We start from the raw sequence: 12,423 nt of genomic DNA, 5'->3' as shown, positions 1-12,423 counted from the left end.
CCGTTGGGTTTTTCGCTATAGGGCTGGAAACGAAGAGGTTGAAACGCAATGGAATTCTATCTTCCCGCGACAACGGGCGAATGGCTCGCATGGAGTGCTGCGGTCGTCACGGCTTTGGCAGGCATTGTTATGCTGTTTGCGCCCGGCATCACGATGAAGCTGCTCAGGCTTCAGCCGATCAATGCGCGCCCGGAAGCCTATAGCTCCATTCGTGCGGTTCTGGCGGGCCCCTATCTGGGAATAGGGCTTGGTTGTCTTATTTTTGCACAGCCATTTTTATGGGTTGTGCTGGGGGCCGTGTGGGGATTTGCGCTGTTCGGCCGCTTCATTTCGATGATGTCGGATAAAGGCGGCAGTTTCTATAATATCATTGCCGCTGTCATCGAATTTGCGCTGGCTGCTGGGGCCTTGCTCTATGCTTTCGGCCTTGTGAGATGAAGTCGGATTGCTGCGCTAAAGTGCTCTGCGCTGTATGAGCGGGCATGCCTCGTGCTTTTCTGAGCTAAAACTGCGGCAAAACTTACACAAAACTGCGGGATTCGCGTGTTGCGAGTCCGGTTCGTCTATGCTAGACGGCAATCACATTTCGGTGTTGTCGCGCTCGCGCGTCAGGGGTTCCCCGGAAACATTCAATAAAATCATCTGCTTGGGCCAATCGGTCCTGCTGAACTCCCAAAAAGATGGTTTCAACGTAGAGAGCAGGTTGTTCGTGGCAGAAACGTCTTCGCTCATTTCAGGTGTCGCACAGCGCTACGCCGGATCGTTATTTGAGCTCGCGCTCGATGCGAATTCCGTTGCTGCTGTGGAAAAAGATCTTGGCCGTTTCGAGGCGCTTCTGAGCGGAAGCGAAGACCTGAAGCGTCTGATTTCCAGCCCGGTCTTCAATGCTGAAGACCAGCTTCACGCCATCGGCGCGATTGCTGACAAGGCTGGCATCAAGGGTCTGGTCGGCAATTTCCTGCGCGTCGTGGCGTCCAATCGTCGCCTGTTTACGCTGCCGGGCATCATCGCCGCTTTCCGTGAGATTGCAGCCGAACATCGCGGTGAAGTTTCCGCAGATGTTATTTCTGCACATGAGCTGACCACAGCTCAGCAGAACGAATTGAAGGCAACGCTGAAGGGCGTGGCCGGCAAGGACGTGACGATCAATGTCACCGTCGATCCGTCGATCCTCGGCGGTCTTATCGTCAAAATGGGTTCGCGTCAGATCGACACGTCCCTTCGCACTAAACTTTCTTCTCTCAAGCTTGCACTGAAAGAGGTCGGCTGATGGACATCCGCGCCGCGGAAATTTCCGCTATCCTGAAAGAGCAAATCAAGAACTTCGGCAAGGAGGCTGAGGTCTCCGAAGTCGGTCAGGTTCTGTCCGTCGGCGACGGTATCGCCCGCGTTTACGGTCTGGACAATGTTCAGGCTGGCGAAATGGTCGAATTCCCCGGTGGTATTCGCGGCATGGCGCTTAACCTTGAAACCGACAATGTCGGTGTGGTTATTTTCGGTGCCGACCGTGACATCAAGGAAGGCGACGTCGTCAAGCGTACCGGCGCGATCGTTGACGTTCCAGTCGGTCCGGGCCTGCTCGGCCGCGTTGTCGATGCTCTCGGCAATCCAATCGACGGCAAGGGCCCAATTGTTGCTACTGAGCGTCGCCGCGTCGACGTCAAGGCACCGGGCATCATCCCGCGCAAGTCGGTTCATGAGCCAATGTCGACCGGTCTCAAGGCTGTTGATGCTCTGATCCCTGTTGGTCGTGGTCAGCGCGAGCTGGTCATTGGTGACCGTCAGACCGGCAAGACCGCAATCATTCTTGATACCTTCCTGAACCAGAAGCCAATCCACGACAACGGCCCTGACAAAGAAAAGCTTTATTGCGTTTACGTTGCTATCGGCCAGAAGCGTTCGACTGTTGCTCAGTTCGTTAAGGTTCTCGAAGAACGCGGCGCTCTTGAATATTCTGTCGTGATCGCGGCTACCGCTTCCGATCCGGCTCCGATGCAGTACCTTGCACCATTCGCAGGCTGCGCGATCGGTGAATATTTCCGTGACAATGGCCAGCATGCTCTGATCGGCTATGACGATCTGTCCAAGCAGGCCGTTGCTTATCGTCAGATGTCGCTTCTGCTTCGTCGTCCTCCGGGCCGTGAAGCTTACCCAGGCGACGTTTTCTATCTGCATTCGCGTCTTCTTGAACGCGCTGCAAAGCTCAACGACGAAAACGGCGCTGGTTCGCTGACGGCTCTGCCAGTCATCGAAACGCAGGGTAACGACGTTTCCGCGTTTATTCCGACCAACGTGATCTCGATCACCGACGGCCAGATCTTCCTCGAAACCAACCTGTTCTATCAGGGTATCCGTCCGGCTGTTAACGTCGGTCTGTCGGTTTCGCGCGTTGGTTCGTCCGCTCAGATCAAGGCCATGAAGCAGGTTGCCGGTTCGATTAAGGGTGAACTCGCCCAGTATCGTGAAATGGCAGCGTTTGCTCAGTTCGGTTCGGATCTTGATGCTTCGACACAGCGTTTGCTTAACCGCGGTGCACGCCTGACAGAACTTCTCAAGCAGCCACAGTTCTCCCCGCTCAAGACGGAAGAACAGGTTGCCGTGATTTACGCTGGTGTGAATGGCTATCTCGATAAGATTGCCGTTGACCAGGTTGGCAAGTTTGAAGCAGGTCTTCTTTCTTCGCTGCGCACCGAGCACAAAGATGTTCTCGATGCGATCCGCGACGAAAAGGCACTCACCGACAACATCAAAGCAAATCTCAAGGCAGCGGTTGACGCGTTCGCCAAGTCTTTTGCTTGAATTTTGTGACGGGATGAACGGATGCCTTCACTAAAGGATCTGAGAAACCGTATCGCCTCGGTCAAGGCGACGCAGAAAATCACCAAGGCGATGCAGATGGTCGCCGCGGCGAAGCTGCGCCGTGCCCAGGAAGCTGCGGAGGCCGCACGGCCTTACTCGCAGCGCATGGGTGCCGTCCTCGCTAATATCGCGCAGAACGTGAGCGGCGAAGACGCACCGGCACTGATGGCGGGTACGGGTAAGGACGACGTGCATCTGCTCGTCGTCGCGACTGCAGAACGCGGCCTTTGCGGCGGTTTCAACTCGCAGATCGCACGTCTGGCGCGCGATCATGCTCGTAAGCTCCTCGCTGAAGGCAAGACGGTTAAGATCATCACTGTTGGTAAAAAGGGCGCAGATATTCTGCGTCGTGAATTCGCCTCGCTGATCATCGACCATGTCAATTTGCGCGAAGTCAAGCAACTCGCTTTCGTTCACGCCGATCAGATCGGCCAGAAAGTGATCGAGCTGTTTGAAAAGGGCGAGTTTGACGTCTGCACGCTGTTCTATTCCGAGTTCAAGTCGGTGATCGCACAGATTCCGACCGCGCAGCAGATTATTCCGGCTTCGGCTGGAAGTGCTGAGCAGGCGGATACGGCTGGCGGTGCGGTTTATGAGTACGAACCTGATCCTGCGGCGATCCTGAGCACGCTGATCCCACGCAATATTTCGGTCCAGATTTTCCGCGCTCTGCTGGAAAATGTGGCGGGCGAAATGGGCGCGAAGATGAGCGCAATGGATAATGCGACGCGCAATGCCGGTGACATGATCAACAAGTTGTCGATCACGTATAACCGTCAGCGTCAGGCTCAGATCACCAAGGAACTGATCGAAATCATTTCGGGCGCGGAAGCGCTTTAGAGTTAAGGTTCATCGCATGATATTCCCCGAAAAGTCTGCAACTTTTCGGGATCATGCTAACGGAAGGTAAAGGATCGATGGCAAAAGCAGCGACCCCGAAAACTACCGCCGCGGCCGAAGCGAAGCCAGCAGCGGCAAAAGCTCCAGCCAAGAAGGCTCCGGCAAAGACAGCCGCTGCCAAGTCTGAAGCAGCTCCAAAGGCTGCAAAGGCCGGCGCAGTAGGCAAGATCACTCAGGTTATCGGCGCTGTTGTCGACGTACAGTTCGAAGACGGTCAGCTCCCGCTGATTCTTAACGCTCTGGAAACCGACAACCTCGGCAGCCGTCTGGTTCTTGAAGTTGCACAGCATCTGGGCGAAAACACTGTTCGCACCATCGCTATGGACTCGACCGAAGGTCTGGTCCGCGGTCATGAAGTGCGCGACACGGGCAACCCGATCATGGTTCCGGTTGGCGAAGAAACGCTCGGCCGCATCATGAACGTTATCGGTGAGCCAGTTGACGAAGCCGGTCCGATCAAGACCACTGCGCGTCGTGCGATCCACCAGGAAGCGCCAGCATATATCGAACAGTCGACCGAAGCTGAAATCCTCGTAACGGGCATCAAGGTTGTTGACCTTCTCGCGCCTTACGCAAAGGGTGGTAAGATTGGTCTGTTCGGCGGTGCGGGCGTTGGCAAGACCGTTCTCATCATGGAACTGATCAACAACGTTGCTAAGGCGCACGGCGGTTACTCGGTATTCGCAGGCGTTGGTGAACGTACCCGTGAAGGTAACGACCTTTACCACGAAATGATCGAATCGGGCGTGAACAAGCTCGGTGGCGGTGAAGGCTCCAAGGCCGCACTCGTTTACGGTCAGATGAACGAGCCTCCGGGTGCGCGTGCACGCGTTGCTCTGTCGGGTCTGACGGTTGCTGAAAACTTCCGTGACAAGGGCCAGGACGTTCTGTTCTTCGTGGACAACATCTTCCGCTTCACGCAGGCTGGTTCGGAACTTTCGGCACTTCTGGGCCGTATTCCATCCGCTGTGGGTTATCAGCCAACGCTGGCAACCGACATGGGCCAGATGCAGGAACGCATCACCACGACGACCAAGGGTTCGATTACCTCGGTTCAGGCTATTTACGTTCCTGCCGACGACTTGACCGACCCTGCACCAGCAACCTCGTTCGCCCACCTGGATGCGACCACAACGCTGAACCGTTCGATCGCTGAAAAGGGTATTTACCCGGCTGTGGATCCTCTGGAATCAACGTCGCGTATGCTCGATCCAATGATCGTTGGTGAAGAGCATTATGCAGTTGCCCGTCAGGTTCAGGCAATCCTGCAGCGTTACAAGGCTCTTCAGGACATCATCGCCATCCTCGGCATGGACGAACTGTCGGAAGAAGACAAGCTGACCGTTGCGCGCGCTCGTAAGATCGAACGCTTCCTGTCGCAGCCGTTCTTCGTTGCTGAAGTGTTCACCGGTTCGCCAGGTAAGCTCGTTGCGCTCGAAGACACCATCAAGGGCTTTAAGGGTCTTTGCGCCGGTGAATACGATCATCTTCCAGAACCAGCCTTCTACATGGTTGGCTCGATTGAAGAAGCGATCGAAAAGGCAAAGAAGCTGGCTGCTGAAGCCGCTTAATGAATTGAGTTTTCGGCGGGCTTGTTGGTCCGCCGAAAATGCCTGTTCATTTGTTTGAGTGTGATCATTGACCGAAACGGATTTTTTCGGGATCAGGCTCCAGAAATTTAAGTGAGAACCATGGCTCAAGCTTTCCAATTCGAACTCGTGTCGCCAGAACGCCTCCTGCTTTCGGCTGAGGTGACGGAAGTCGTCATTCCGGGCAGCGAAGGCTACCTGACGGCTCTTGCAGGACATTCGCCGCTGATGACGACGATCATGCCGGGTGTCGTTTCGGTGAAGCAGAGCGACGGCAAATCTGATTCTTATGTGGTTTTTGGCGGCTTTGCCGACATTACGCCGCAGGGCTGCACAGTTCTGGCCGAATCGGCAATCCATGTTGATGACATCGATTCTGCTGATATTCAGAAGCGTATTGACCTTGCGCGCAAGCATATCGAAGATGCCGCGACGAACGAACATCGCACGAAGGCAGAAGTTTTTCTGCATCAGCTGATGACGCTTCAGGGGCAGGTGCTTCCGGCCTGAAAAGGTCAGGCTACGGCTTCCCATTAAGACAGAATTTGAAAGAGCGGGTTTTGGCCCGCTTTTTTTTATTTGAAACATACTTTTACCGACCCATACATGGGGCTGGCTGGACCATGTTTTATGTCCATCACGCTTGCGTGAGAATCAAAAGACCGCTTGAAAATATTGAGTTGCCAATTTATCCCATCAATAATTGTTAGCTCGCTAATATAAGGTAGTCGTTATGAACAGAGCGGATCTCAGTGCAGACATGATTGATGCGATGACCAAGGTTAATCGCAGACTTCGTACTGTGTTTGATGCTCGCGTAAAGGAACGCGGCCTTACACTGGCACGCGCACGCACGTTGTTGACGCTGATAGAACAGGAAGGTCTCTATCAGAAGGAACTGGCAGAGGTTCTTGAGATTGAAAACGCAACCATGGTTCGTCTGATTGATGGGCTGGAGCGGCAGGCCTTTGTTGAACGGCGGGCCGTCGATGGTGATCGTCGGGCGAAGCGGATTGTGATGACGGAACAAGGCAAGCGTCTTGCCGAAGAGGTGGTCAAGCTTGCTGGTGACGTGCGCGCCGATTTGCTCGAAGGCGTCAGCGATGAAGAGTTGAGCACTGCGCTCAACGTGATGCGCAAGATGTCGGATTCGATGAACAATGCGCATTAGAGCGCGTGTCGATCTGATTGGACCAGATCAACGCTCTCATGCTTTGCTTTAACCAGCATTTTTGTCCGAAAACCGTTTCACACTTTTCGGGATGCGCGAGTACGATTGCACGACGCTCAAGGCGCGAGTGTGCGCAAATATTCCATCAGTTTGCTGGCCGTATCGCTTGCCCGTTCAGGTTCGCGGGAAATAATCGCTTCGATCAGTTCCGCATGGGCCTTGGCAGAGCCGGTTATCCCGGTTGAAGGCCGCAGTCTGAACCAGAACCTGCGGCTATGGGTTTGCAGCGGCGCTGCAACACGCGCAGCATAATGATTGCCGGCGGCGCTGCCCAGCACGATATCAAATGCCTTGTCAGCATCCAGAAACAGCGACACGTCTTCTGATGGTACGGCCTGACGCATCGCATCGGCGGCAGCTTTCAGCCGCTCATAATCGCGTGCGCTGCCAAAGCGTGCAGCATCACGTGCCAGCACCCGCTCGACGCCTTCGCGCGCATCCAGAACTTTACCGAAATCTTTCGGATCAATCTGTGCAATCGCGATGCCGGAGCGTGGCCGAACTTCAACCAGTCCCTCCCATGCCAGCCGCTGGATGGCTTCACGGATCGGAGTGCGCCCCATATTCGTCATTTCAATCAGCGTGCGCTCGTTAACGATCGAGCCGGGCTCCAGTTCCAGTGTAACGATCAGGCGTTCCAGCACGCGATAAGCCTGTTCAGCAAGGCTTTCGTTACCCCAGCTGTCGATCAGAGCTGTGCTGCTTTTCATGTTTTTCTCGCCGACACTTGCATGTTCCATGCAGATCTAAGCCTTGTACCGATGGGAATTGACACAAATTAATCCTATAGATATATCTCTGATATATCAACAATTGACGCTGTGACATCGCACACTAAGCAGAACGCCACGCTTGCGCGATGATCATCGATAGCGAGCTTTTGACATGGAGTCATTCCAAAAAATGGTTAGACGATCCATGTGAGCGCTATGAAAATGCATCACAGGTGTCAGCTTAGATGAATACTGGTTGGGAGCCGTGCATTTATGAACTCTGATTCGAAGCGGCGGTATGATATTGTCATCATCGGTGGCGGCATTGTTGGCGTGGCAACGGCTGCCCTGCTGGCCGAGGCTGGTCGCGATGTTCTGGTGATTGACCGAAGCGGCATTTGCGAGGAAACGAGTTCCGGCAATGCGGCAGCGCTGGCCTTTTCTGATATTCTGCCGATGGCCTCCAAAGGCGTTATGGGCAAGGTTCCGGGTTGGTTGATGGACCCGCTTGGACCATTCACGATCCGCGCGTCTTATTTTCCAAAAATGATCCCATGGCTTTATCGCTTCTGGCGGGCGAGCAGCGCGCAGGCGCTGGAAAAAACGACCGTTGCGCAGGGCAATATGATGCAACTTGCGCAAAGCGAGATGCTGGGATTGATTGATAGGGCAGGCTTGCGGGACCGTTTGCAGGAAGCTGGCAATCTGGAGCTTTATGAAAGCGAAGGCGAGCTTGCTGCGTCCCAGGCGGGCTGGGATGCAAAGGCAAAGGCCGGGATTGCCTATGAGCATGTGCGCGGCGAGCGCTTGAAAGCGTTGCAGCCGGGGCTTGATCCGCGCTTTGTCGCAGGCACCTTTGTTCCGGGCTGGAAGAATGTCAGTGATCCCAAGCTTTTCGGTCAGGCGATCTGGGCCTATGCCGAAACAAAGGGTGCGCGTTTTCTCAAAGCTTCTGTGGCAAGCGCGCAGGCTGAAAATGGGGGCGCGGTTGTGCGCCTCGACAATGCGATGCAGATTGATGCCACGCATCTCGTTCTGATGGCCGGTGCATGGTCGAAAGACCTCGCAAAAGGTTTTGGCGATCTGGTGCCGCTCGATACGGAGCGCGGCTATAATACGACATTGCCGGTTGGTAGCTTCGATGTGAAGCGGCAACTGACCTTCCCTGGACATGGTTTTGTTATCAGCCCGATGGCAACGGGGCTACGGGTCGGTGGGGCCGTCGAGTTCGGTGGCCTTGATCTGCCGCCCAATTACGCGCGCTCTGCCGCCATGCTCAAAAAAGCTGCGATGTTTTTGCCGGGCTTGAAGACCGAAGGCGGGCGGCAATGGATGGGCTATCGTCCGTCCATGCCCGATTCTATGCCGGTTATCGGCCGCGCATCAGCAGGCGGGAATATTTACTATGGCTTTGGCCACGGACATTTGGGACTTACACAATCGGCGGCGACAGGACGTATCATATGTGATTTGATCACCGGCACTGCGCCAGCAATCGATATAGAACCTTTCAAGCCACAACGTTTTCGGAACTGACCATCATGGCAAGACATTCCTTTTTCTGCGTCGACGGACATACATGCGGCAATCCAGTGCGTCTGGTTGCGGGCGGCGGCCCCAACCTCGTTGGTGCCAACATGATGGAAAAGCGCGCACATTTCTTGCGCGAGTATGATTGGATCCGCACGGGCCTCATGTTTGAGCCGCGCGGCCACGACATGATGTCCGGCTCAATCCTTTACCCGCCAACACGCGCCGATTGCGATGTCGCGGTGCTCTTCATTGAAACATCGGGCTGCCTGCCGATGTGTGGTCATGGCACGATTGGCACGGTTACTATGGCGATTGAGCAGGGGCTGGTGACGCCAAAGACGCCGGGTAAGCTCAATCTTGAAACACCGGCAGGTCTGGTTGCAATCGAATATGAGCAAAACGGACAATATGTCGACCGTGTGCGTCTGACCAATGTTCCGGCCTTCCTTTATGCAGAAGGTCTTGAAGTGGAATGTCCGGACCTTGGGCCGATCAAGGTCGATGTTGCCTATGGTGGAAATTTCTATGCGATTGTCGAGGCGCAAGAAAATTATACCGACATGAAAGATTATTCCGCGTTGCAGCTTATTGCGTGGAGCCCGGTGCTGCGCGAACGCCTGAATGAGAAATATAAGTTCCAGCACCCTGAATTGCCCGACATCAATCGTCTGACCCATATTTTGTGGACAGGCAAGCCGACTCAGCCGGAAGCCCATGCCCGCAATGCCGTTTTCTACGGGGAGAAGGCCATTGACCGTTCCCCTTGCGGTACAGGCACTTCCGCGCGCATGGCACAGCTTGCGGCCAAGGGAAAGCTGAAGCCGGGCGACGATTTCGTGCACGAATCCATTATCGGATCGCTGTTTCATGGGCGAGTTGAGCGTGCTGTGGAGGTGGCTGGAAAGCAGGGAATCATCCCTTCAATCGCCGGTTGGGCACGCATGACAGGCTATAATACGATCTTCATTGATGATCGTGATCCCTTCGCACACGGATTCACGGTTGCGTAAAACCGGTACGGCAGGCAAAAATAGGGAGAAACTCCCTATTTTTTGTCTGAGACGTCTCGGGAAAAATGTGGAATACTGGCCTCTTAATAGGAGAAAAATATATATACAGGGTACTTCATAGGGGACATAACTAGTTTGTGGAGGAAGTAAGTCATTAGTCTTTTGTCTGAGACAAAAGGGGCTTGCAATCCTTAATACAGCCGTTAGGTGTAATTATCCGGGAATAAAACGAAGCCGCACGAAATAATGATGCGGCAATAATACCGGGTAGAGTTAAATGGGTGGCTTCTCGATGGAATATTTCTTCCAGCAAGTGATCAACGGGCTTGCGCTCGGATCGATTTATGGCCTGATCGCCATCGGTTACACGATGGTCTACGGCATTATCGGCATGATCAACTTTGCTCACGGCGATGTGTTTATGCTCGGCGCTTTCATGGCGCTGATTGTTTTTCTGATCATCACAACGTTCATAGGTGCGCTGCCAATAGCGCTCATGTTGCTTTTGATGATGGTCGTTGCAATGGTTCTGACAGGGCTCTGGAGCTGGACGATTGAGCGGGCGGCTTACCGGCCTCTGCGTGGGTCGTTTCGACTGGCGCCGCTGATCACAGCGATCGGTATGTCAATTGCATTGTCCAACTTTGTTCAGGTGACACAAGGGCCGCGCAACAAGCCGGTTCCGCAGTTGCTGAACGGCTCATACAGCCTCTTTGGAACCGATGTGACTGTCTCGCTCAAGCAGATCGTGGTTATCGTGGTGACCGCGGTGTTGTTGACGATTTTCTGGTATATCGTCAATCGGACCTCTCTGGGGCGTGCGCAGCGTGCGTGTGAGCAGGACCGCAAGATGGCAGCGTTGCTTGGCATCAATGTTGACCGGGTGATCTCACTGACCTTTGTCATGGGTGCCATGCTGGCGGCTGTTGCGGGTACGCTTTATCTCTCCTTCTACGGCGTTATTTCCTTTGCTGACGGGTTTATCCCCGGCGTCAAGGCTTTCACCGCGGCGGTTCTGGGCGGGATTGGGTCGTTGCCGGGTGCGGTGGTTGGCGGTCTGCTGATCGGTCTCATTGAAGCGCTTTGGTCCGCATATTTCTCGATCGATTACAAGGATGTTGCCGCGTTTTCGATCCTTGCCATCGTCCTCATCTTCATGCCGTCCGGCATTCTTGGCCGACCTGAAGTCGAAAAGGTGTAATCATGGCCGTACAAACAGGTTCACGCCCGGATTCCCTTTTTGTCCGGGCCATTCGTGAAGGGTTCATTGCCGGTATTCTGGCGTTTGGGCTTTTCGTTCTCATTGTCGGTTTCAAAACCGACCAGAACATCAGCAATGAGCTGGTACTGACGGAGCGCTGGGGCGCACTTGCAACGCTTGTTGCAATCGCGGCTGTGGGACGTTTTGCCTTTATCGCATTCCTGCAGCCCTGGCTTCAGGCACGCAAGTTTGAAAAGGCCAGCCGCGCTTCGGTTGCAGCGGAAGCGCCATCTTTCTTCCGCAGGCACTTTTCGCATTTTGGTGTTGCATTCCTCTTTGCCTATCCGATCCTGATCGTTGCTCTTGTGGGCTGGCAGGGGTCGCTGAAATGGGTCGATAATTTCGGTGTGCAGATCCTCATTTATGTGATGCTTGCATGGGGGCTTAACATCGTTGTTGGTCTCGCAGGTCTGCTTGATCTCGGCTATGTCGCTTTCTATGCAGTTGGCGCTTACTCATACGCCATTTTGTCTGCCTATTTTGGTTGGTCGTTCTGGGTTCTTCTGCCAATCGCGGGACTGTTGGCTGCGACCTGGGGTGTTATCCTGGGCTTCCCGGTTTTGCGCCTGCGCGGCGATTATCTGGCCATTGTGACGCTGGCATTTGGTGAAATCATCCGACTTGTGCTGATAAACTGGACGGACCTTACCAAAGGGACCTTCGGTATTTCGGGCATTGCCAAGGCGACGTTCTTCGGTCTGCAGTTCAATGCGGGCAAGGACGGCTTTGCCGCCTATTATGGCCTGACCTTCTCGGCAGCTCATTACAAATTCTTCCTTTACTATATCATTCTCATTTTGGCGCTCATCACGGCACTGGTGACGATCCGTCTGCGCCGCATGCCGGTTGGTCGTGCATGGGAAGCGCTGCGTGAGGATGAAATCGCCTGCCGCTCGCTCGGCATCAACACCACCACGACCAAGCTTACCGCCTTTGCGACAGGGGCTATGTTTGGTGGTTTTGCCGGTTCGTTCTTTGCGGCGCGTCAGGGGTTTGTAAGTCCTGAATCCTTTGTGTTCCTCGAATCGGCCGTTATTCTGGCTATCGTGGTTCTGGGGGGCATGGGATCGCTCGTCGGGATTGCCATTGCGGCGATTGCGATGATTGGTGGTACAGAAATCCTGCGCGAAATGGGCTTCCTGAAAGCCATTTTCGGTCCAAACTTCACCCCTGAACTCTATCGTATGCTGATCTTCGGTCTTGCCATGGTGGTTGTCATGGTCTGGAAGCCGCGCGGATTTGTTGGAAGCCGCGAACCAAGTGCATTCCTGAACGAGAAGAAGATGGTGTCGGGTGCCTTTACCAAGGAAGGGCACGGCTGATGGCG

General features: G+C 54.5%; 12 protein-coding genes. 11 read left to right on the top strand and 1 reads right to left on the bottom strand.

All coding sequences use genetic code 11. The features are described 5' to 3' along the window. Positions 1-48: 48 nt before the first annotated feature. The 7 genes from OPR82_RS11310 to OPR82_RS11280 all read left to right on the top strand — a co-directional run bounded on the left by OPR82_RS11310 (position 49) and on the right by OPR82_RS11280 (position 6,519). On the top strand, positions 49-438 hold the full coding sequence (locus tag OPR82_RS11310; protein ID WP_265984877.1) for an AGROH133_08824 family phage infection protein: 390 nt from the start codon (positions 49-51) through the stop codon (positions 436-438). A gap of 271 nt (positions 439-709) precedes the next feature. Continuing rightward, positions 710-1,270 (top strand): F0F1 ATP synthase subunit delta, encoded by a 561-nt coding sequence (locus OPR82_RS11305; RefSeq protein ID WP_265984876.1) that lies wholly within the window; start codon positions 710-712, stop codon positions 1,268-1,270. After that, positions 1,270-2,799, top strand: coding sequence for a F0F1 ATP synthase subunit alpha (gene atpA, locus OPR82_RS11300; RefSeq protein ID WP_265984875.1), 1,530 nt, complete (start codon positions 1,270-1,272; stop codon positions 2,797-2,799). Before OPR82_RS11305 ends, atpA begins: the two co-directional genes overlap by 1 nt. Before the next feature lie 21 nt (positions 2,800-2,820). Beyond that, entirely contained in the window at positions 2,821-3,699 is an 879-nt protein-coding gene (locus tag OPR82_RS11295; RefSeq protein ID WP_265984874.1) for a F0F1 ATP synthase subunit gamma, read from the top strand. Positions 3,700-3,776: 77 nt separating this feature from the next. Continuing rightward, the gene (gene atpD, locus OPR82_RS11290; RefSeq protein ID WP_265984873.1) at positions 3,777-5,330 is read left to right on the top strand and encodes a F0F1 ATP synthase subunit beta; all 1,554 of its coding nucleotides are present in this window, start codon (positions 3,777-3,779) and stop codon (positions 5,328-5,330) included. Positions 5,331-5,450: 120 nt separating this feature from the next. Next, the gene (locus tag OPR82_RS11285; RefSeq protein ID WP_265984872.1) at positions 5,451-5,858 is read left to right on the top strand and encodes a F0F1 ATP synthase subunit epsilon; all 408 of its coding nucleotides are present in this window, start codon (positions 5,451-5,453) and stop codon (positions 5,856-5,858) included. A 223-nt stretch (positions 5,859-6,081) separates the two neighbouring features. Further along, complete coding sequence (locus tag OPR82_RS11280; protein ID WP_265984871.1) at positions 6,082-6,519, top strand: MarR family winged helix-turn-helix transcriptional regulator; 438 nt, start codon at positions 6,082-6,084, stop codon at positions 6,517-6,519. Positions 6,520-6,635: 116 nt separating this feature from the next. On the opposite strand, the gene OPR82_RS11275 is transcribed toward OPR82_RS11280, so the two are convergent. After that, entirely contained in the window at positions 6,636-7,319 is a 684-nt protein-coding gene (locus OPR82_RS11275) for a GntR family transcriptional regulator (RefSeq protein ID WP_265984870.1), read from the bottom strand. 246 nt (positions 7,320-7,565) lie between these two features. Here OPR82_RS11275 and OPR82_RS11270 point away from each other — a divergent pair, with 246 nt between their 5' ends. From OPR82_RS11270 to livM, 4 genes are all read left to right on the top strand, one after another. After that, the gene (locus tag OPR82_RS11270; RefSeq protein WP_265984869.1) at positions 7,566-8,828 is read left to right on the top strand and encodes an NAD(P)/FAD-dependent oxidoreductase; all 1,263 of its coding nucleotides are present in this window, start codon (positions 7,566-7,568) and stop codon (positions 8,826-8,828) included. A 5-nt stretch (positions 8,829-8,833) separates the two neighbouring features. Then, positions 8,834-9,835: a 4-hydroxyproline epimerase gene (locus tag OPR82_RS11265; protein WP_265984868.1), complete on the top strand. Its 1,002-nt coding sequence runs from the start codon at positions 8,834-8,836 to the stop codon at positions 9,833-9,835. 292 nt (positions 9,836-10,127) lie between these two features. Next, positions 10,128-11,036: a branched-chain amino acid ABC transporter permease gene (locus OPR82_RS11260; RefSeq protein WP_265984961.1), complete on the top strand. Its 909-nt coding sequence runs from the start codon at positions 10,128-10,130 to the stop codon at positions 11,034-11,036. A gap of 2 nt (positions 11,037-11,038) precedes the next feature. Then, positions 11,039-12,418 (top strand): high-affinity branched-chain amino acid ABC transporter permease LivM, encoded by a 1,380-nt coding sequence (gene livM / locus OPR82_RS11255; protein ID WP_265984867.1) that lies wholly within the window; start codon positions 11,039-11,041, stop codon positions 12,416-12,418. The last annotated feature ends 5 nt before the right edge of the window (positions 12,419-12,423 follow it).

Source organism: Ochrobactrum chromiisoli (genome assembly GCF_026241335.1).
Taxonomy (GTDB): domain Bacteria; phylum Pseudomonadota; class Alphaproteobacteria; order Rhizobiales; family Rhizobiaceae; genus Brucella; species Brucella chromiisoli.
Note: the sequence above shows the minus strand (reverse complement) of the source record. Positions and strands in the feature narration are given on the sequence as shown.

Excerpts from the sequence above, each read along its gene's own strand:
- livM (WP_265984867.1), top strand. The coding sequence starts at position 11,039 with ATGGCCGTACAAACAGGTTCACGCCCGGATTCCCTTTTTGTCCGGGCC.
- OPR82_RS11285 (WP_265984872.1), top strand. The coding sequence starts at position 5,451 with ATGGCTCAAGCTTTCCAATTCGAACTCGTGTCGCCAGAACGCCTCCTG.
- atpA (WP_265984875.1), top strand. The coding sequence starts at position 1,270 with ATGGACATCCGCGCCGCGGAAATTTCCGCTATCCTGAAAGAGCAAATC.
- OPR82_RS11270 (WP_265984869.1), top strand. The coding sequence starts at position 7,566 with ATGAACTCTGATTCGAAGCGGCGGTATGATATTGTCATCATCGGTGGC.
- OPR82_RS11295 (WP_265984874.1), top strand. The coding sequence starts at position 2,821 with ATGCCTTCACTAAAGGATCTGAGAAACCGTATCGCCTCGGTCAAGGCG.
- OPR82_RS11260 (WP_265984961.1), top strand. The coding sequence starts at position 10,128 with ATGGAATATTTCTTCCAGCAAGTGATCAACGGGCTTGCGCTCGGATCG.
- OPR82_RS11310 (WP_265984877.1), top strand. The coding sequence starts at position 49 with ATGGAATTCTATCTTCCCGCGACAACGGGCGAATGGCTCGCATGGAGT.
- OPR82_RS11265 (WP_265984868.1), top strand. The coding sequence starts at position 8,834 with ATGGCAAGACATTCCTTTTTCTGCGTCGACGGACATACATGCGGCAAT.
- OPR82_RS11275 (WP_265984870.1), bottom strand. The coding sequence starts at position 7,319 with ATGGAACATGCAAGTGTCGGCGAGAAAAACATGAAAAGCAGCACAGCT.
- atpD (WP_265984873.1), top strand. The coding sequence starts at position 3,777 with ATGGCAAAAGCAGCGACCCCGAAAACTACCGCCGCGGCCGAAGCGAAG.
- OPR82_RS11280 (WP_265984871.1), top strand. The coding sequence starts at position 6,082 with ATGAACAGAGCGGATCTCAGTGCAGACATGATTGATGCGATGACCAAG.